At 43.4% G+C, this 20,042-nt stretch carries 15 protein-coding genes, 1 tRNA gene, 1 pseudogene and 1 riboswitch; of the genes and pseudogenes, 14 read left to right on the top strand and 3 right to left on the bottom strand.

Translation table 11 applies throughout. The features are described 5' to 3' along the window. Position 1: 1 nt before the first annotated feature. Positions 2–1,267 carry a tetratricopeptide repeat protein gene (locus tag AVL57_RS09365; protein ID WP_082604953.1) on the top strand — a complete coding sequence of 422 codons (1,266 nt, stop codon included), beginning with the start codon at positions 2–4 and terminating at the stop codon, positions 1,265–1,267. Positions 1,268–1,335: 68 nt separating this feature from the next. Here AVL57_RS09365 and AVL57_RS09360 read toward each other — a convergent pair whose 3' ends face one another. Continuing rightward, positions 1,336–3,693, bottom strand: coding sequence for a GNAT family N-acetyltransferase (locus AVL57_RS09360; protein WP_057793196.1), 2,358 nt, complete (start codon positions 3,691–3,693; stop codon positions 1,336–1,338). Positions 3,694–3,761: 68 nt separating this feature from the next. Between AVL57_RS09360 and AVL57_RS09355 the strand changes: the two genes are divergently transcribed. The 10 genes from AVL57_RS09355 (at position 3,762) to AVL57_RS09310 (ending at position 11,369) form a co-directional block, all read left to right on the top strand. Further along, positions 3,762–4,190: an acyl-CoA thioesterase gene (locus AVL57_RS09355; RefSeq protein ID WP_013785028.1), complete on the top strand. Its 429-nt coding sequence runs from the start codon at positions 3,762–3,764 to the stop codon at positions 4,188–4,190. Between the two features lie 112 nt (positions 4,191–4,302). Continuing rightward, positions 4,303–4,412, top strand: a riboswitch (TPP riboswitch). Positions 4,413–4,466: 54 nt separating this feature from the next. Continuing rightward, entirely contained in the window at positions 4,467–6,566 is a 2,100-nt protein-coding gene (locus AVL57_RS09350; RefSeq protein WP_057793193.1) for a TonB-dependent receptor, read from the top strand. 9 nt (positions 6,567–6,575) lie between these two features. Then, positions 6,576–6,848 carry a YkoF family thiamine/hydroxymethylpyrimidine-binding protein gene (locus AVL57_RS09345; protein WP_057793191.1) on the top strand — a complete coding sequence of 91 codons (273 nt, stop codon included), beginning with the start codon at positions 6,576–6,578 and terminating at the stop codon, positions 6,846–6,848. A gap of 2 nt (positions 6,849–6,850) precedes the next feature. Continuing rightward, entirely contained in the window at positions 6,851–7,495 is a 645-nt protein-coding gene (gene pnuC / locus AVL57_RS09340) for a nicotinamide riboside transporter PnuC (protein ID WP_057793189.1), read from the top strand. Next, positions 7,452–8,243, top strand: coding sequence for a phosphotransferase (locus tag AVL57_RS09335; RefSeq protein ID WP_057793187.1), 792 nt, complete (start codon positions 7,452–7,454; stop codon positions 8,241–8,243). The genes pnuC and AVL57_RS09335 overlap by 44 nt, the downstream gene beginning before the upstream one ends. A 115-nt stretch (positions 8,244–8,358) precedes the next feature. Next, a tRNA-Trp gene (locus AVL57_RS09330) sits at positions 8,359–8,435 on the top strand. A gap of 165 nt (positions 8,436–8,600) precedes the next feature. Next, positions 8,601–9,281, top strand: coding sequence for a hypothetical protein (locus AVL57_RS09325; protein ID WP_057793185.1), 681 nt, complete (start codon positions 8,601–8,603; stop codon positions 9,279–9,281). Positions 9,282–9,321: 40 nt separating this feature from the next. Continuing rightward, the gene (gene rimI / locus AVL57_RS09320) at positions 9,322–9,771 is read left to right on the top strand and encodes a ribosomal protein S18-alanine N-acetyltransferase (protein ID WP_057793183.1); all 450 of its coding nucleotides are present in this window, start codon (positions 9,322–9,324) and stop codon (positions 9,769–9,771) included. Between the two features lie 193 nt (positions 9,772–9,964). After that, on the top strand, positions 9,965–10,264 hold the full coding sequence (locus tag AVL57_RS09315; RefSeq protein WP_057793181.1) for a hypothetical protein: 300 nt from the start codon (positions 9,965–9,967) through the stop codon (positions 10,262–10,264). 172 nt (positions 10,265–10,436) lie between these two features. Then, the gene (locus AVL57_RS09310; RefSeq protein ID WP_057793179.1) at positions 10,437–11,369 is read left to right on the top strand and encodes a DMT family transporter; all 933 of its coding nucleotides are present in this window, start codon (positions 10,437–10,439) and stop codon (positions 11,367–11,369) included. Positions 11,370–11,397: 28 nt separating this feature from the next. Here AVL57_RS09310 and AVL57_RS09305 read toward each other — a convergent pair whose 3' ends face one another. Further along, positions 11,398–12,285, bottom strand: a complete 888-nt coding sequence (locus tag AVL57_RS09305; RefSeq protein WP_057793177.1) for a LysR substrate-binding domain-containing protein — start codon at positions 12,283–12,285, stop codon at positions 11,398–11,400. A 186-nt stretch (positions 12,286–12,471) separates the two neighbouring features. Between AVL57_RS09305 and AVL57_RS21345 the strand changes: the two are divergent. From AVL57_RS21345 to argS, 3 genes and pseudogenes are all read left to right on the top strand, one after another. Continuing rightward, positions 12,472–12,756: pseudogene (locus tag AVL57_RS21345) on the top strand (MFS transporter); the annotation flags it as partial. A gap of 494 nt (positions 12,757–13,250) precedes the next feature. Next, positions 13,251–14,840: a peptide chain release factor 3 gene (gene prfC, locus AVL57_RS09300; protein WP_057793174.1), complete on the top strand. Its 1,590-nt coding sequence runs from the start codon at positions 13,251–13,253 to the stop codon at positions 14,838–14,840. 14 nt (positions 14,841–14,854) lie between these two features. Beyond that, complete coding sequence (gene argS / locus AVL57_RS09295; protein ID WP_057793172.1) at positions 14,855–16,585, top strand: arginine--tRNA ligase; 1,731 nt, start codon at positions 14,855–14,857, stop codon at positions 16,583–16,585. 97 nt (positions 16,586–16,682) lie between these two features. Here argS and AVL57_RS09290 read toward each other — a convergent pair whose 3' ends face one another. Further along, positions 16,683–19,871, bottom strand: coding sequence for an EAL domain-containing protein (locus AVL57_RS09290; protein ID WP_057793169.1), 3,189 nt, complete (start codon positions 19,869–19,871; stop codon positions 16,683–16,685). Positions 19,872–20,042: the final 171 nt, after the last annotated feature.

Here is a 20,042-nt window from a genome sequence, read left to right as displayed (position 1 = left end):
CATGATGAAAAATAAATTCAAAATGTCTGCATTTGCTTTAGTGCTTGGTGCCGGTGCAGTGTTTTCTGCACCAGCGGCACTAGCACAGTCTTCACCTGTTATGTGCCCTGGTTATGAAAAAGCCAAAACAACCTTAGTCGGTGAGCGTACAGGTAAAAAAGTTCAAAAAGCATTTGAATTTTACAACGAAGATCAAGTTGATGAAGCGTTAAATATTCTATATGAAATTGACCCTTCTGAAGATTTTGATGCAGCGTATGTAAATCGCTTTATTGGTAACTTATTAGCTGCACAAGAAGGTAAAGGCTCTAAAGCACTTGGTTATTTGAACCAGTCTGTAGAACCTAAAGTATTGAATGATCTCGAGCATTCTCAAACACTTAAGTTATTAGGTGATTTGAACATGCAAGAGAACAAATATACTGATGCGATTAAATGGTATAACGCGTGGATGGACTTTACGTGTAAAGAAGATGCAGACGTTTATACCCGTTTAGCGCAAGCTTATTATGAAGCAGGCCAATTAGATAAGATGATTGAGCCAGCTGACAGAGCAATAGCTCTGTATGATGAGCCGAACAAAAACCCTTATGTGTTAAAGCTAACATCTTACTACGAACGTAAAATGTTTCCTCAAACAGTGGCAGTTGCTGAAGAACTTGTTCGCAACTTCCCAGAGGAGCCACGTTGGTGGACTCAGCTTGGTTTCTTCTACCTTTCAGTAGAAGACTTCGAGAAAGGTTTGTCTACGTTCGAGATGGCTTACATCCAAGGTTACCTTAAGAAAGTAAACGAGATTAAAACGTTATCTCAGTTATTCCAAACAAACGGCATGCCTTTTAAAGCTGCTCAAATTTTGGAAAAACACGTTAAATCTGGTTTGCTTGAAGATGATGCCGATATGCTAGCTAGTATTGCTAACGCATATCACCAGGCTAAAAACTACGACAAAGCAGCTACGCTTTACGCTAAAGCTGCCGCGAAGAGTTCAGATCCTGAGCATTACAGAAAGCAAGGTACCTTGTTGTTAGTTGCTGAAGATTATAAAGGTGCGATTAAAGCGTTAAATAACGCTTTAGAGCGCGGTGTTGAAAACCCTGAAAAAGTTCACTTTACGCTAATGGAAGCGAACTTCTACGCAGGTGATTTCAGAGCAGCGTTTAAGCACGTACAAGAAGCGAAGAAAGATCGCTCACTACGTCGTAATGCAGCGGCTTGGGAGCCTTACATTAAAGAGAAGGCTAAAAACCGCGGTATTAACATTTAGTAGTTATATCGATAAATAAAAAGGCCTCCATTTGGAGGCCTTTTTTTTTGTTAGAAATAAACCAAGTTTTATATAGTTATTGAAGCCAACATATAGCCTATCTTTTTTCTTAATGATTCAGTCAACGCTTTACGACCATTCACGTCCAAGAGTTTTGTAAGCTTATTCGTGGGTAGCGGGGAACGACTAAGTAGTAAAAGAAGTTCAGACGTAACTTCATCCGTTCCACTCGTGCACGCTTTAGTAGGTCTTTCAGTATGTTTAACACACTGTGTGGACACAGAGACCTCAGCGGCCAACGCGTTTATTGCTAAGCTAACTTGGTTTAATGGTCTAGTCGCATTAACGAACTGATTTAGTTTTTTTATTAGTATATTTCGTGTGATAGTCGGAAGCTTACTTATAGGGACAATGTCGGTTGCTTGACTATGGGTAAACAAGCATGACAATACTTCTTGTTGTGGCCCAAAGCGTTCAGAGATACATTTCACAACCAATGCGCTGGTCTCACCGCTCGCTTTATTAGGTTTTTCACCCATATCCACAAGCGTAAAACCGCATTGCTGCCAAAAGTGATTAAGCTTGTCAGAAGCGCCATAAGAGCTAGTCAGTGCATCAATATGTTGTGCAAGGGCTTGTCCGTTAATATAGCTTACAAGGCGCGTACCTAGCCCTTGGCCTTGTAGATGAGGAGCAACTGCTATACGGTTTATTCTCCAATACCGATATGATGCAGTAGCGGGGTTCGCCGTGAGTAGCGTAAGCCTCTGTGCCCCTAAATGTCCTTTAGGGCGCCGGGAACCATCTGCAATTCCTTCACTTACATCTGCTAAAGGGTCGCCACCTTCACAATTTATTATTGCAGCTGCGATTAAACGAAGGTCGTCCCATTGGGTACACAATACGATGTCTGGGCTGTCATAAAGCCGCATGAAGTCATCGGGGGTGGTTTGATAGTGTGCAGCGGCTAACAGTTGCATGACACAGTGTAATTCGTGTTCCGACAATGCAGACACCAAACCTATCCTGTAGTCATTGCTAGATTTATCTGTCGGTGCTTTTCGTTGTAATTCTCGCAGTATTTCTTGCCTTACTCCCCGGCGTGCTTCTCGCGGAACTTCATTGAAGGTATTAAATGACTCTGTTCCTTCAAATAAGCAAATATTATGTATGAGGTTTTCTAACTTATCGTTCTTTGTCCATCGTAGCGGTGTGCTCAATGAAAGGTGCAAAGCGCCTTCAGCGTTAAAAGCCGGTAGCATACGCTGCATAAAACCTTGCCCACTTCCTTCGTATCCCTGCAATGTTGTGCTAATCACGTAGTTATCATGAGCGCTGATTAACATCTTAAGCACAGGTAACGCGAAGGACGCTGCTTCATCAATAATAAGCAAGTCAAAGTCACCATCGATAAGCGTTGGGTTATCTGGCGCAAGCCACTGTGCAGATCCACTTTTCTCACTCTCTGAAGCTTGATTAGAGACTGCTTCACTAACAAAATCCTCAACAGCAAAAGCCGCTTCAGTGACAGTTCCAGCAGTGCTTAACTCATTATCAGTAGTCTTACTTTCTAGTTTATTTTCTTCTGAATTTGGTGAATTTATGCCTATACGAATGTGCTTGAAAAGGGTGCTCGTGTTTTCACGAATGGCGCTTGTGATCACTACTTTCTCGCCCTTTTTCAGCCTTGATGCAACAAACAGCCCTACAAGCGCAGACTTCCCTCTGCCTCTAGGCGCTGTGATGACAGCTTTTCGATTATCTTGCGACCACTTATTTGTCAGGCAATCAAATGCCGCCTGCTGTTCAAGTGATTTGAACTGTGGCCGACGGGTTTGTTCATCATCTACTGGCTGTGTTGCGCGTGCGTTTTCTGAAACTATCCGATTAATAGGGCTTTCAGAGGTAATCGGGGTTAGCCGGTTTATCGAATCAAAGGTATCACTCGCTACTGAATCAGGAATATGGCAGTTGTTGGAATTCCAAATGGCTACATCTGCATCGTTTTTTAGTATTGCTACAAGCCGTTTTATATACGGACTTCGTGATGCAGTAAAACCATGTGAGAGGTGACTAGGGCGGGTGTGCAAATGCCAAGAGTCGAGCGTAGGGCAGCATAAAATGAGACAGCCACCCCATCGAATGGTGCCTGCAATGGCCATGAGGTTTCCAGGGTTAAACCCTTGATGTGAATGTACCACCCCGATATCGCATTCTTTACCCAACAAATGTTTACGGAGCAGTGAGTTCTCAGCGCCTATTTCTTTGACGGTAAGTGAGGGGGAAATATCGCTCAAAATAGACGTTAAACTCTTATTCACCCAGTCATACTCACCAGAAAGCACGAGTAGACGGCGATGCTCAGTATGTCGTGCTTGCGAATAAATAGGGCTAAATAACCATTGAGTCAATTCCGGTGGCGCCATAGGTGTGTTTTTTCGGTATAATTAAGACTTTCTCTGCTTATAGTAACTACTTATCTAAAGGAATTCGAATGCGCTTTCTTTCTCGGCGTCTAGTGATGCCAAACGACTTAAATTATGCCAACTCTTTATTTGGCGGCCGCGCGCTTGAATGGATTGATGAAGAGGCTGCTATTTGGGCAATTTGCCAATTAGAAACCAATTGTTTGGTAACCAAACATATAGGGGAAATTAGTTTTGAGTCTCCTGCACTGCAAGGTGATATTGTTGAGTTTGGTCTTGAGACGAAAGCGGTTGGTAGAACGTCGATTACGGTCAGTTGTTTAGTGCGCAATAAAGCCACCAAAAAAACTATTTGTTTCGCCGATGATATCGTCTTCGTTAAAGTAGACCCAGAATCACGTCAACCAGCAGCGCATGGTAAAACCCTTGAGGCGTTAGTATCTCAAACTAACGAAGAAGTGCGAAAGCTCAATCTCGAATTAGAAGAGCAAAAATAAGCCACATCACACGAATAGCGAGCCTACTGTTACGCCAAGTTAACCGTTTAATATCTTGACGGTTTTGGCGTAACTGGTAGACTTCCCGCTGTATTCGTTATTCATAACGAACGCATATACCAAGGGGTGTCCGTACCGCGGACTGAGATTCACATTATCATTGTGAGAACCCTTACACCTGATCCGGATAATGCCGGCGTAGGGATGGTTGACCACATAGTCGTATCACCTGCCGTACACCCGGATCTTTTTTCTTAAAAAAGAATAAGAGATCCCATGCAAAAACCTATATTTTGTCTTTCTTTACTTGCCGCATCGCTTTCAGTTAGCGCACAAACTACTCAGCAAGAAACACAACTTGATGACGTAGAACGTGTTGTCGTGAGCGGAGACTTTCGCGAAACCGTGTTAGACCAGCTAAGTGCAAGTGCTACCGTTATGAGTGCTAAGCGCTTAAGCAGTCGCCAGCCTACCCATATTGATAGTGTGCTAAATAGTGTGCCGAACGTGAACTTCGCCGCAGGCGCTTCTCGCGGACGCTTTGTTCAAATTCGCGGTATCGGTGAACGTAGCCAGTTTGTAGAGCCTATTAATCCGTCTGTTAGTTTCATCGTTGACGAATTTGATTTCTCTGGTCTTGCAGCAGCAGGACTTATTTTTGATACGCAGCAACTAGAAGTTTACCGAGGGCCTCAGGCCACCTTATTTGGTTCCGGCGCTTTAGCAGGAGCGGTTAAGCTTTCTAGCACCCCTGTTGGCTCAGAGAGTGCTGACTATGTTGAAGTAAGAGCAGGTAATAAAGATAGTTATCGCGTAGAAGCTGCTACAGGTAACGATATCAATCAAGATTGGGGTTATCGCGTTGCACTTATGCATAACCGTAGTGATGGTTTTGTAGAAAATACCGTCGTTAACAGTGACGGCACCGAGCAAAAACGTGATGATACGAATAATCTTGATGAAACTGCTGCGCGCATAAGTGTAGCGGGAAATATTGACGAAAGAAGCACTTTGGCACTAACTTATCGTTGGTATGACATCGACAATGGGTATGATGCGTTTTCTTTAGATAATAATAATCAGACCTTATCTGATGAGCCAGGTTTTGACACCCATCAAACTCATGCTGTGAGTGCTAGAGCCACTACCTCGACTAATGGCGGTGATATTATTCTAGTCGCCACTCACGCCTCCCATAACATCGGTTATGGATATGACGAAGATTGGACTTACGAAGGATTTCACCCTTTCGGGTATACTTCATTCGACGCTTATTTCCGTGATGTAGACACACAAACAGCAGAAGTACGCTTTGTATCTTCAGACAGTGCCGCGTTATTTAATGGCGCGACGGCTTGGACGCTTGGCGCTTTTTATAAAACCAGTGAAGAAGATTTGTTGCGTGAATACACCTATGCATCAGGTGACTTTACCAGTGTGTATGAACCCACCACCAAAGCGGTATATTTACAGACTGAATCTACAATCACCACTAGCCTAACGCTAGTTGCAGGGTTACGTGTAGAAAACTACGGCTTTGACTACTCTGATAACAATGGCCTTGAAAGCAGTCATGATACTACGATGACTGGCGGTAAAGTGGCATTGCAATATACGGGTGAAAAACACTTTTACTACGCCAGTATTTCTCGCGGCTATAAAGGGGCAGGGTATAACCCTGACGAGCGCGTATCAGATGAGCAGCGATTCTTTGATGAAGAATATAACTGGAATTACGAGCTTGGTGTAAAAGGGCCTTTATTAGTGCCTGAACTAACCATGCGAGCAGCACTCTTCTATATGGACAGGGACGATACGCAAGTAAGTAATTTTGATGTTCAAATTCGCGAAGATGGAACACCTGATTTTATCGACATTATAGACAACGCTGATATAGGCACTAACAAGGGGGCTGAGCTAGAGTTGAGTTGGCTGGTAGATGAAAACTGGACCATGAACATGAGTTTGGGCTACCTAGATGCTACCTTCGAAGATTATACGCTGACTGATGGCACTGTGATTGAAAAACAGCGCCAAGCACAAGCACCTGAATACACGGCTAACTTATTTAGTGAGCTATCTATTACTGATGATGTGCTTTGGCGCATCGATATCGACTTTAAAGACAGCTACCGTTTTTCTGATGGCCATGATGTAGAGGCACCTTCGACAACGTTGGTTAACAGTGAAATCGTGTGGTTTTCTGATAATTGGCAAACCAGCGTGTGGGTTAAAAATGCCTTCGATAATGAGTATTACACCAGAGGTTTTGGTGGCTTCAGTAACGACCCTCGTGATGAGTATGCGTTTGCAGAACCTTACTATCAACTAGGTAATGGCCGACAGTTTGGCGTTACCGTTAAATACGAATTCTAGGAGTACACTATGCAAGTCATGGTTGAGCTATCGCTATACCCGCTCGTGGGTGAATACATTGAGCCTATTCAGCAATTTATCGATCGCATGAATAGCTACGGTAATATTGGCGTATTAACTACTTCTACCAGCACGCAAGTATCCGGTGATTACGGACATGTGATGTCTATTCTTGGTAAGGAAATGCAGCGCACTCACGAAGAAGTTGGACAGGCTATTTTCGTGGCGAAGTTTCTAAACTACGATGCCATGCAGGCTAACAAGCAAGCCAGAAAAACTTAAGCATGAGTACATTTTTCACTGAGTTTTTGTCGCAGATAGCGGCCACATCAAAACTGGAATGGTTGGCGGTAGTGCTTGCCATTGCCTATGTGTTGCTTGCGGCTAAACAGAACAGCTGGTGTTGGCTTTGTGCCTTCGCCAGTACGGCTATTTATACCTGGCTGTTTTGGCAGGTGACATTGCCGTTTCAGTCCATGCTGAACTTTTTCTATATGATAATGGCAGGCTATGGTTATTATCAGTGGTCAAAAGGTGGTGATGGAGGCACGGAGAAGCCAGTGCGTTCATGGCCGTTATGGATACATCTTACAATAGTCCCTGTGCTTTTATGCTGTGCATGGGGATTATCTAAATTAGTCACTTCACAATTTAATAGTGATCATTTACTGCTAGATGCGAGTATCCATCTGCTGAGTGTAGTTACCACTTTTATGGTGGCGCATAAAGTTTTACAAAATTGGATTTACTGGTTCTTTATTAATTTGGCCTCCGCCTTTTTATACTTTCAAGTGGGGATGGCATTATCAGCATGCTTATTCCTTGGATACGTAGGATTCTCGATTTTTGGGTACCTACAATGGTTAGCGCAGTGGAATAAGCAAGATGAAACCGGAAACTATCATTCCGCTTTTGAAAGAAGCACTTAATTTATCTGATTCGGCCACAGTGGAACGTCACCCCGCTGGCATAGTGAATCAGGTGTACTATCTCAAAGATGATAATCGTGGGTATGCTGTCAAATGGGTGGGGGAAGATACATTTAGCGGTATCGACAGATTCCATCAATTTGTATTGCAACAGCAACTTGCTGAGCGAGGCATTGCACCAAAGCCTATTTGGTTAAGCGATGATGAATTAATTTGGGTAGAACAATGGGAAGAGGAAACCGATCCTCATCCCAGTATTCGTTCTCCCGAAGCGTTAGCATCAGTACTTGCCCGTGTCCACGCCCTGCCTATCACAGCTAGACCTCTCAACTTATTTTCTCGTTGGTTGCATTATATGCACTCCGCTGGATTGAAAGAAGGCGATGCGCTTTTCGACCGCGCTATTCAACTTCGAGCAAGTTTAGTTAAAAGTGAAGGCAACACAGAAGACTATGTGCTGTGTCACAACGACTTGCTTGCTCATCATGTGGTACGTGACTCAACGCCGTTCATTGTTGATTGGGAATACTCGGCCATGGGTAATCGTTATTTCGATGTGGCTGGGTGTGCAAAGATAAACGCAATGAGTGAAGCGCAAACACGGGCATTAGCCATCGCCTATGCCAAAGAAGTAGGTAAAGATGAAGATGAGGTCTTATCGCAAGTTCAACTTCATATGGAAATCGTTAACGTAACTAACGATTTATGGCTAGCTGCACTTGAGGCTACTAAGCAAAACGCTGGATAAAGTACGCTTTTTGTTTGTTTTCACAGCGCTTTGTTTGTTTAGTAAGCGGTAGTGCATAAGGTAGTAGAAAAATGCTTTACCTTTTAAATGTCATCCGTATAATGCACAGCGCGCTAGGGGTGTAGTTCGAATTGGTAGAACAGCGGTCTCCAAAACCGATGGTTGGGGGTTCGAGTCCCTCCACCCCTGCCACTTTCCCTTCTTGTTTTCTAAATTCAATTTTTATCATTATTTACTTTTCTTAAGCTAAGTTAAACTCAGCAAGTTAGTCATTCTGTATCTGCCATTTTTATTCGCGTTGCCATTTTTAATCGCGTTGCTATACAATGTTAAGTAATTTATCGAAGTTGGATTTTTATGTCGCTTTCTACTTTTCAGCGTGCTGTATTGCAAGAAATGGGAATACCTGTGTGGGTGAGCCAGTCATCGCTGCAAGATGAAAACACGAACTCAGTTGCGACTGATGTTGCTAATAAGCGCTCTGCAAATGATTCTTTTGCAATGGCCAGTAATTATTCACCAGCCATGCCTTCTAATGAAGAAAAGCAAAGCCGGTTGGCACAACTTCGTGCTCAAGTATCATCAGATTCGACCAAAGCCTCTGGCCAAACAAAAGCTACCAGCCCGAAAGCTAGTGATTCGTCGTCAGCGACACCGCGCTCGGTAGATAGCGCTGAAGATAGCAATGTTGATAGCACTGCAAGCAAGAGTGCATCACAAGTGGAGTCTGTTAATGCTTCAAGCCAATTATCCAGCCATTCGTCAAACGTGTTATCCAATCCTGCTTCAAACAATACACCTGCTCTGGTTGAATTAACCCAAGCACAGCGTTTACAGGGCAAGCAGTGGTTACAAGATTTAGATGTTGCGCTCGCGTATCTTCAATTATCCTTCACCAGCACTCAGGTGAAGATAGGGCAAGATGTAGCAGTAACTAACGGTGGCATTGTTTTACCGTCGGCGCCTCACTTACTGACGGCGGCAATGCAAAGGCAGCTGTGGAAAATGCTTTGTGCTTTATCCAACAATGTAAGTTAAGCCTGAAGCGCGTTAAATTTCCTAACTCGGTTGTCCTATTTTGCATATCCAATTAGTTTCAGATACAAGTTGTAAACGCGCATTAGCGCAAGCCCACGGTATTCACGAAGCGTCCCAATTTAAACCTTGGTCTTTTGCAACGTTTGCTGATTGCACTACTGCTCCTTATTTCGGGGCCCTTGCCATAAAAGATGATCAAGTAGTGGGATACGCATTGGTACTTGAAGTGGTTGATGAAGCTACATTAATGGATATTGCGGTAGACAAACGTTGTCGCCAAGAAGGGATAGGGCGGGCGTTAGTGGAGTATGTAAAACAACACGCTCAGCACAACAAAATGACCTCAATGTGGTTAGAGGTTCGAGCCAGTAATATTGGGGCTATCAACCTTTACGAACATACCGGTTTTGAGCATATCGAAGTAAGAAAAGGCTATTATCAAACCGCTAATGGCAAAGAAGACGCTCAAATAATGAAGGCCTCACTTTAAACCCGAGAAGCTAAACCCAAGAAGCTAAACCCAAGAAGCTAAACTAATCAGGCTAAATTAAACACACTATATTGAACACGCAATCGCACAAGTTATACCTTCTCGATCTACCCGCGCACTATCGGTCTACTCCTTTTCTTTGAGACAATACCGTTCAACGTATAATTTGTTAAAAACTAACTAAAGAGGATAAATGCCAAAGGTTATCAATCGGGAGATTGTGCGATTTAAACGGTTTGCAATTAATTTCGTGACTTATCCTGAAGGGCATCGGGTAATGAGACATAACGACCCTGTTAGCGAAGGAAAATACTATAAGTTTAATGTGGTATTAAAGCAGCCAAAAGTGGGTGGGGTGTTTTGTGCCGACAAGGTTATTTTTAACTTATTTAACCGTGTTTATTTCTTTCGACCTGATTTGTACAGTCATAGTGTTACGCCCATTCAACAAGGCCATCGCAAACTATTGTCTGTGGCAATATTATTACCTTAGCCTAACCTTTAGTTACCTAAGCCTTCACGCGCGATAAGGCACCTAATTACGTCGTTAAGGTCTCTATCCGGTGCCGGGTAATTCGCGTATATTGCGCGGCTTGGTGAAACGTCACTTATCGCTCTCATTTTTGTGAAATAGCGCATGCTTTTTCATTTTATAGGTATTGAATATGTCTTCTGCGTTGCCTCCTCCGTCAGTTCAAGCAAAAGGCATTAAAATGCTGTTTGTTTCAGTGTTGTGCTTAGGCTTAAGTTGGCCAGCAATGAAGCTAGGTTTAGATTCCGTAAGTGCTTATTGGATGGTGGCGCTCAGGCTATTATTTGCCTTGCCTGTTATCGCCTTATTTGTGTTTATCACTAAAAAACGATTACCAACGTTTTCACGCCCCGACCGCGCGGTTATCTTTACGGTAGCCTTGGTGCAGTTCATTGGCTCTATGGGGTTAATCACGGTTTGCTTGCAGTACATTCCCGCCGGTACCGCGAGTATTTTGATTTACACCACGCCACTGTGGATGCTGGTGATTGATACCGTGTGGTATCGACAGCGCCCTGCAGCCAAACGCTTTGTATTGACGAGTATCTCTACAGTTGGCGTTGGCTTAATATTGTTCGCGTCGGGCCAGCCTGGTGCTTGGTTACCTTTGTTTGGCATGCTATTAGCTTCGGGGTTGTGGGCAGTCTCTATAAGGCGTGTTTCATTTCACAAATGGCATGGGAGTGTTATTGATGCGGTGTTTTGGCAATTCGCGTTGGCTGGATTAGTAATGCTAGCGATTGCGTGTGCTATTGAGGGGGTCCCCAATTTTGCTGAATACGGGGTGCGAGGTTGGTTGTCACTATCTTACATTGGACCAATCGCTACTGGGTTGGGTTTTGGTCTTATGGTGTCTGCAGGGCCTAAGCTTCCGCCTGAGCGAATAGTACTTATTAGCACGCTAACGCCAATCATTGGTTACGTAAGCTCGGTGCTGTTACTAGGTGAGACCTTGTTGCCCATGGTGATTGTTGGCGCCACTGTAATGCTTTGTGCACTTACCCTCAACGCGTTGCCAAAGTCGGCACTAAAGAAATTGATCTCCAAGGTGCCTGGACAAACCTAATAAATAAACTGGGCAATTAAATAAGTCGCTACAGCTTGAGGCGTGGCTGTATAAAATCTAAAAAAGCCGATATACGAGACGACACTGCACTGTTTCGGTAGTAAACGGCTTGCACGGGCTCTCGATTGTTTGGTGTAAGTAAGTGCTCGCCTAATACGCTGACAAGTTTTCCGTTTTTTAAATCGTCCGCCACCATAAAGTGCGACAGTAGGGCAATGCCTTGACCTGCCAAACACAGTTGCCTGATGGTTTCTCCACTAGATGCCTTTAAATCGAAATTAAGTTTTACCTCTTCTGATAAAGGCCAGCGGTTCAAGCTAGCACCACTAGAAAAACCAATGAGCTGATGTTCGCCTAATGACGTTATTGTCACATCAATATTAGAATTTGCTAAATAGGCTGGGCTAGCCACCAAATGAAGTGCACTTCGTCCCAAGGTCTTTGCGTGCAAATTAGAATCGCTTAGGGTACCAATTCGAATGGCGATATCAGTTTTATGTTCAAGCAAATCAATTATGTTGTCGTGACTGGTAATATCGAGTTTTATCTCTGGGTACGCTTTACGAAATTCACCTACTAGTGGGGTTAACTGATGCAGCACAAAAGGGCTTGCAGCATCTACTCTTAATAGCCCAGAAGGCTTTTGGCTTAGCAGCCGTAACGCTTCTTCGCCTTTTTCTAGTAAGTTCAAACTGTCGCGGGCGTACTGTAGGTAGACTACACCTTCTTCGGTTAGCTCCAATCGGCGGGTGGTACGGTTAAGGAGGGTAACATTAAGGACATCCTCTAAACGGCCAACAGCGCGAGACACTTTTGCCACCTGCTGGCCCAGCAATTCAGCGGCGCGAGAAAAGCTGCCTGCATCTACCACGGCAACAAACGCTTCTATGTCTTCGGTTTTAGCACTTACGCTCATTCAGCTTTTACTTTATCAATAATCACAAAAATATTTTGTCATTGTTGCTTTTATTTGCAACAAAAACAATCTGCACAGTGCACGCACTGAAACTTACTTTTTGAGGAAGAAAATGCCCATGGCGTGTGCTTCTTTATCGGTTCTACCATTGCCACAGGTTTGGTAAGTAAAGACAAGGTAGCCAGTGCTATTGCCATTATTTTTACTGCCCTCGCGCTCATACTATTTACTCTAACATTTACTATGAACATCCTGGTAGATGCTGTATTAACCGTATTGGTGTGAGGCGCATTTGCCTTTGGTAATGTACCTGGCTTGCAAGTATATGTGGTGAAATTGGCCAAGCGATATACCCCAAACGCGGTAGATGTGGCATTAGGATTAAATATTGCGGCGTTTAATATTGGCATTGCACTTGGTTCAGTATTACGTGGTGCGGTTGTTGAGGGCATGGAGTTACGAGATACCGCCAGACTCTGAGATTAATAGCTCATGATATTAATAGATCATGAAACTTTTCGTTAGCGCTCTCACCACGGTAGTTATATCCGTCTAAAAAGGAACTTTACTACAGCTCTAACAACGCTCTTTTCTACGCGGTCACTAATCCCGCTACTACGTCTTTAATTATCTCTTTCATCAGCTCTTTTGCCTGCACTATTTTCACTACTGAAATGACGAATTTACCCGTCAATCAGTATTTATTTACGAGTTATCAGAAAAACGTCAGCAGAGCGTGTTTTTAGCTGCCACAAATGTATAATAAGCGGCATTTTATACTCCCTCAATGCTTTCCACTTTTTGGGTGCCAATGAAGGCTTCAAAGGGGAAGGCGTAATGCTTGGCGTCCCTTCGTTATCTTGTATGCATAAGTAAGTAACGACAGTAAGAACGTCACTAAGCAAAGCGAGTAAATACTCAAGACTGAAGTACCATTACGGGTACGAAAACGGGATCGATTTTTCATGGCAAATGCCGATTTTCTTAACGAAATCAATAAGCGAAGAACATTCGCTATTATCTCGCATCCAGATGCGGGTAAAACCACCATTACTGAAAAAGTACTGTTGTTCGGAAACGCACTGCAAACTGCAGGTACGGTAAAAGGTAAAAAGTCTGGCCAACATGCTAAATCAGATTGGATGGAGATGGAAAAAGAGCGTGGTATATCTGTCACTACCTCTGTAATGCAATTTCCTTACAACGACCATCTGGTTAATTTACTGGATACGCCTGGACACGAAGATTTCTCGGAAGATACCTACCGTACGCTTACCGCTGTTGACTCTTGCTTAATGGTTATCGATGCCGCGAAAGGGGTAGAGGATAGAACCCGTAAATTGATGGAAGTCACGCGTTTACGTGACACTCCTATCTTGACCTTTATGAACAAGCTCGACCGCGATATACGCGATCCATTAGAAGTGATGGATGAAGTTGAGAGCGAACTCGATATTCTTTGCGCACCTATTACCTGGCCAATCGGTTGCGGTAAAAGCTTTAAAGGGGTTTATCACCTTTATCGTGATGAAGTTATTTTGTACCAAAGTGGCCATGGGCACACCATTCAAGAAGTTCGTATCTTAAAAGGGTTAGATAACCCTGAACTTGAAGATGCCATTGGCAGCGACCTAGCTGAAACTTTACGTGACGAGCTAGAGCTTGTGCGCGGTGCATCAAACGACTTTGATAAAGAGCTCTTTTTAGACGGCCAGCTTACGCCAGTATTTTTCGGTACCGCATTGGGTAATTTTGGTGTCGATCATATGCTTGATGGCATGATTGAATGGGCACCAGCGCCCCAAGGCCGTGAGACTGACGAAAACCCCGTTGAATCGACAGATACCAAGTTCAGTGGTTTTGTATTCAAAATACAGGCGAACATGGATCCTAAGCATCGTGACCGTATCGCGTTTTGCCGTATTGTGTCTGGCAAGTACGAGAAGGGCATGAAAATGCGCCATTCACGACTTGGTAAAGACGTGCGTATTTCTGATGCATTAACCTTTTTAGCCGGCGATAGAGCCTTGCTTGAAGAGGCGTATGCGGGAGATATTATTGGCCTGCATAACCACGGTACCATTCGAATTGGCGATACCTTTACCTCAGGCGATAACTATCGCTTCAGTGGTATTCCTAACTTCGCACCAGAACTATTTAAGCGCATTCGATTGCGCGATCCGCTAAAACAGAAGCAATTGCTTAAAGGTCTTATCCAGCTTTCTGAAGAAGGTGCGGTTCAGGTATTTAGGCCGCTTGCCAATAATGACCTAATTGTAGGTGCGGTAGGTGTGCTTCAGTTTGATGTCGTCGTCGCCCGCTTGAAGGCAGAATACAATGTTGATGCGTTGTACGAGCACATAAACGTAAACACAGCCCGATGGGTGTACTGTAAAGACGAGAAAAAGCTGGATGAATTCCGCCGCAAGGGTGAGCAAAACCTTGCACTAGATGGTGGCGATAATCTTACGTATATCGCGCCTACTAGAGTGAACTTACAGCTGTCTCAAGAACGTTATCCAGACATCGAATTTAAAAACACGCGCGAAAATTAAGATAAAGAACAACTATGAATATACATGCATTATTAATTAATCGATTTAGTGAAGCTTTAGAAACAATGGGTGTTGAAAACGCACCTATTCCTGTATCGCGCAGTGCTCGTCCTGAATTTGGTGAATATCAATTCAATGGCGCAATGGCGTTGGCGAAACAACTTAGACAAAAGCCTCGCGATATTGCAGAAAAGATTGTTGAGATTGTAAAACTTGACGATGTAGCCAGTAAACTAGAAGTGGCTGGCCCAGGCTTTATCAATGTTCATTTGAACAACGAGTGGCTGGCAAATCAGTGTGAGCTAGCGTTACACGACCCACGCATTGGCGTAGCAAAATCGCCAGAGCATACCGTGGTGGTAGATTACTCTTCTCCAAACCTAGCTAAAGAAATGCACGTAGGGCACCTACGTACCACCATTATTGGTGATGCTGTGGTGAAGGTATTAGAGTTTTTAGGCCATAAAGTCATTCGCCAAAATCACATGGGTGACTGGGGTACGCAGTTTGGTATGTTGCTGGCGCATTTGTCAGACAAGTTAGAACAAGAAGTGGCTGAAACGGCGTTATCCGATTTAGAAGACTTTTACCGTGAAGCAAAAGTGCGTTTTGATGACGAAGAAGGCTTTGCCGATCGTGCCCGTGAATACGTGGTTAAGCTTCAAGGCGGTGATGAAAAATGCCTGAGCTTATGGGAAAAATTCATTGATGTGTCTATTGCACACTCTGAAGACGTTTATAAGAAATTAAACGTAAGCTTAACCCGTGCTGATATTATGGGTGAGTCTGCCTATAATCACGATTTAGCTAATGTAATCAGCGAGCTAAAAGAAAAAGGTATTGCAGTAGAGGACCAAGGCGCTCAAGTAGTATTTATTCCTGAGTTGGCCGACAAAGAAGGCAATCCTGCGGTTTATATTGTACAAAAATCTGGTGGCGGATATTTATATGCCACCACAGATTTGGCCGCCATGCGCTATCGTAGTGGTACGTTGAACGCCGACAGAACGCTTATTCTTACTGATGCTCGCCAAGCGCTACATTTCAAGCAAACCGAAATAGTAGGTCGTAAAGCAGGATTCATGGAAGAGGCACAAACCTACGAACACTGCCCATTTGGCATGATGTTAGGCAGTGATGGTAAGCCATTTAAAACACGTACCGGCGGTACGGTTAAACTGGTTGAATTATTAGATGAAGCAGTAGAACGTGCTGGTAAATTGATTGCCGAGCGTGACAACGATTTATCAGAAGACGAATTAGCGGAAGTTGCCCGTAAAGTAGGTATCGGCGCAGTAAAATATGCCGATTTAAGTAAAAACCGTACCACTGACTATATGTTTAACTGGGACACCATGTTGAGCTTTGAAGGAAATACCGCTCCGTATTTGCAATACGCTTACACGCGGGTTAAAAGCTTATTCAGAAAAGCAGGTGTTGCTATTGAAACCATGCCAGTAGATATCAATATTGTTGAAAAACAAGAACACGCGTTGTCGGTACTGTTATTGCAGTTTGAAGAAGTGGTAGGCTTGGTATCACGTGATGCTACGCCACATGTATTGTGCACATACTTGTACGAACTAGCCAGCGCCTTCATGAGCTTCTACGAAGCCTGCCCAATGCTAAAAGACGGCATTGAACTGGAAGTACGAGACAGCCGTCTGGCCTTATCAGCACTTGTGGCTAGCACGTTAAGCCAAGGCTTGAACTTGTTGGGTATTGAAACTCTTGAAAGAATGTAACTCGGATAACATACACGATATCGGCATTTGATTTTCGAACAGAGATAGTCATTGTGCTATGGTATTTAAAAAAGGCTGACACGCGTGTCGGCCTTTTTTATGACTTGTTATCGAGAAGCTGTAGTGAAGGGGATGTCCATTCGGTTTTAGTGGACCAATGTGCTATCCAATCAGGCATATCCGTGGCGGGCATAGGTCGAGCAATCCCATATCCTTGCGCCAGTTCGCAACCCAAAGCTAACAGAGATGTGCCATGAGCAATAGTTTCTACTCCTTCAGCAATAACATCTCGATTAAACGATTTAGCAAGTGCGATCACCCCTACAACAATGGTTCTATCTTCTGGGTCGATTAACATATCACGCACAAAGGTTTGATCCACCTTAATAACTTTTGCCGGCAATCGTCTTAAGTAAGTGAGAGAGGAATAACCTGTTCCAAAGTCATCAATGGCGAACGTGACCCCTAGCTTTACGCAATCATCCATAATTTCCGCGACTTTTTTAATATCACCTAGCTTACTGGTTTCTAATACTTCTAACTGAAACGCCTCAGGGGGAACATTGGGTACTTTAGACAACAGACGAGCTAAGCGAATAGGAAAATTTCTTTGCTGAATCTGCAACGCAGAAATATTCACACTAATAGGAATGTGAACCCCTAATTCCTTCCAGCGACTAAATTGCTGCAATGACTCTTCTATCACCCACTCACCAATATCTATACTGAGCTGATGATTTTCAATAAACGGTAAAAAAGCTGCAGGGGAGAGTATGCCTTCAACGGGATGTTTCCAACGAATAAGGGCCTCTGCGCCAATCATTTCCCCAGTGCGCATATTCACTTTCGGCTGATAGTAAAGCACGAACTCTCGGTTGTGTAAGGCTGTAGTTATGCTCTGGAGTATTTCATGACGTGCTTTTATCGCGCCCTCAGACTCTATATCAAATAAGTGATAGCAGTTTTTGCCTTTCTGTTTTGCCACGTACATCGCTTGGTCGGCGTGGCGGATAAGCTGATCAGCATCGGTGTCATCTGCAGGGTAAAGCGTAACGCCAATACTGGCAGATACTTTAAGCTGGTGCTCACCAATTTTTACCGGTTCTGATGCAACTCTAAGCATACTCTTTACGATAGCAGCAAAATCTTGGGGCTGTTTTAAATTTGCTAATACCGCAACAAATTCGTCACCACCAAAGCGTGAAATAGTGTCACACTCTCGCAATGTTGCTTTCAAACGATGAGCCAAAATGACAAGTAGTTCGTCGCCTACGCTATGTCCAAAACTATCATTTATTTCCTTAAATCCATCTAAATCGAGGAGTGCCACGGCCACAAACCCTTTATCGGATTTGCAATGAGACAATGCTTTGTCTAACCGCTCGGCAAGCAACGATCGGTTGGGTAAATTAGTCAATACGTCATAATGAGCCATATGTTCTAATTTATGTTGCTGCTCTTTGGCTTCAGAAATGTCGCTAAAAATAGCGATGTAGTTTTTTACATTGCCTTCATCGTCATTAACTGCGCTAACGGTTAATAGTTGGGCGTAAACTTCATGATTTTTCCGTTTGTTCCAAATTTCTCCTGCCCAGTAACCTTTGTTAACAATCGATGACCATAGATGACGGTAAAACTCAGGAGACTGTTTTCCCGACTTAAATATACTGGGCTTTTTGCCTAACACTTCGTTTCGTTTATAGCCTGTTATATCTACAAAGGTTTTGTTCACGTCGATGATGTTTGCGCAGCTATCGGTGATGAATATGCCTTCTCGTGCGTGAGAAAAAACACTTGCTGATAGTTTTAGTTTTTCTTCTAAATGCTTGTTCTTAGTAATATCTTGAACTAAAGAGGTGACGCTTATTACGTTACCAGTCAGATCAAGAATGGGCGTGCTATACCATTCACAGATAATGGGGTGGCGAAACTTAGTCACGTTTTTATTAATTTTTCGCTTTGGTGCCTTTCTCTTAATAAGTTGAGCAAATGCGTCATCTATTTCAGCCCGACGTTCTAGGGGGATGATGAGGTCTGAGGCATGTTTTCCAATTGCTTCTTCTTTTTTATAGCCAAAGATAAATTCTGCCGATTTGTTCCAATCGGTACAAATAAGCTGAGTGTTCCAAGTAATGCACCCTAGAGGGGTATTTTCAATATGGCTCGCTAGTATGTTTTTGCTTTCCAGCAAGGAAGCTTGGCTATCGATAAGTCGTTTTTCTGCCTCTAGCCGTGTTTTTGCCATAGAGGTGAAGCGTTGCTGTAATTTCACTAGCTCAACACTACCATGCAAAGGCGCGTCACTTATGTCTTTGCCTTCAGCAAGGGCTTTAGTAGAGTGAAGCAAGGTGCGAATGGGTTTTAGTACGTTTCTTCGCACGCTCCATACTGAGACACCCACGAGTACCATTACTAGTGCGGTCAAAATTCCAGCCGTGTTAATCAGTCGCTCATTTATGACCTCAAGGGTTTGTTTAAGTGGTATGCCTACCGTAATATTAATTTGCCGACCACCTTCAAACAACGGGCGTTTTACATATACTCGTTGATAAGGATCATTGCTAATAAAAGCGCTGTCAACAAATGCAATATTTGAGTTAGCTATTGCCACGCTGCCCGTTTCTAATGACGCTCCTAACAGGTTGTTGTTCGTCGGATATGCAGCAACAATTTGATTTTCTCTATCGGTAATGTAAGCAACGGTATTATTGGGTAAATGAGACTCTGACAGTACTTCACTCCACCATTCTAGTGAGATGACTGCCACCACCAATGCCACCACAGTATCGCTTGTAGCACTCATTACCGGGTAAGCGAAATTTACGCTGGTAAGGTTAGTTGCCCGGTCAATTTGAAACTCACCTATAGAAAAATCTCGAGTAGCTAGCGCCTCTTGAATATAAGGGCGATCGTAGACGTTGATTGGTGTTTTGATGGCGCGGGCATTACACAGGAGTTCGCCATCTGCTCTTGGTGCACCTAGATTAATATAATTACTATTTACTTTGAGTACGTCGGAGAGAAATGCACTGCATATTTGTGAGTCAGGATTTTTAACCGCATCGAAACTGGAGAGGTTTTGCAGAAAAATACGTGTTTTATCAAGCAACGTAGATTGAAATTTTGAGGTGGCGTTGGCGGTATTTACGGATTGGCTTATAGCTGCTTCTACAGCTCGCTCTCTTTCAATGTATGAGTCGTAAAAAACGCCAACCAACCCTGGTAATGCAACCATAACGATGAGAAGAATTATTCTCGACTGAAGTGACTGAAAAAGGTACGCCATGTAGTTTTTCTAAATCCATTTAACCAAGGTTACTACGAAAACGTGAAGATTTATCGTAGTGTATAACCATATCGAACAGTGCGTGGCCTTTAAATGCGCCGACAATTTGCATAAGTATAGTAACAATACTATAAAAGCGGTAATTCTTATTAACATGTTGATTTAATTTAA

The organism is Alteromonas stellipolaris, from assembly GCF_001562115.1.
GTDB lineage: Bacteria > Pseudomonadota > Gammaproteobacteria > Enterobacterales > Alteromonadaceae > Alteromonas > Alteromonas stellipolaris.
Note: the sequence above shows the minus strand (reverse complement) of the source record. Positions and strands in the feature narration are given on the sequence as shown.

Bases quoted from the DNA above. Each gene is read 5' to 3' on its own strand.
- AVL57_RS09355 (WP_013785028.1), top strand. From the start codon at position 3,762: ATGCGCTTTCTTTCTCGGCGTCTAGTGATGCCAAACGACTTAAATTAT.
- AVL57_RS09365 (WP_082604953.1), top strand. From the start codon at position 2: ATGATGAAAAATAAATTCAAAATGTCTGCATTTGCTTTAGTGCTTGGT.
- AVL57_RS09325 (WP_057793185.1), top strand. From the start codon at position 8,601: ATGTCGCTTTCTACTTTTCAGCGTGCTGTATTGCAAGAAATGGGAATA.
- AVL57_RS09310 (WP_057793179.1), top strand. From the start codon at position 10,437: ATGTCTTCTGCGTTGCCTCCTCCGTCAGTTCAAGCAAAAGGCATTAAA.
- AVL57_RS09335 (WP_057793187.1), top strand. From the start codon at position 7,452: ATGAAACCGGAAACTATCATTCCGCTTTTGAAAGAAGCACTTAATTTA.
- AVL57_RS09345 (WP_057793191.1), top strand. From the start codon at position 6,576: ATGCAAGTCATGGTTGAGCTATCGCTATACCCGCTCGTGGGTGAATAC.
- AVL57_RS09350 (WP_057793193.1), top strand. From the start codon at position 4,467: ATGCAAAAACCTATATTTTGTCTTTCTTTACTTGCCGCATCGCTTTCA.
- argS (WP_057793172.1), top strand. From the start codon at position 14,855: ATGAATATACATGCATTATTAATTAATCGATTTAGTGAAGCTTTAGAA.
- AVL57_RS09315 (WP_057793181.1), top strand. From the start codon at position 9,965: ATGCCAAAGGTTATCAATCGGGAGATTGTGCGATTTAAACGGTTTGCA.
- AVL57_RS09305 (WP_057793177.1), bottom strand. From the start codon at position 12,285: ATGAGCGTAAGTGCTAAAACCGAAGACATAGAAGCGTTTGTTGCCGTG.
- AVL57_RS09290 (WP_057793169.1), bottom strand. From the start codon at position 19,871: ATGGCGTACCTTTTTCAGTCACTTCAGTCGAGAATAATTCTTCTCATC.
- prfC (WP_057793174.1), top strand. From the start codon at position 13,251: ATGGCAAATGCCGATTTTCTTAACGAAATCAATAAGCGAAGAACATTC.
- AVL57_RS09360 (WP_057793196.1), bottom strand. From the start codon at position 3,693: ATGGCGCCACCGGAATTGACTCAATGGTTATTTAGCCCTATTTATTCG.
- pnuC (WP_057793189.1), top strand. From the start codon at position 6,851: ATGAGTACATTTTTCACTGAGTTTTTGTCGCAGATAGCGGCCACATCA.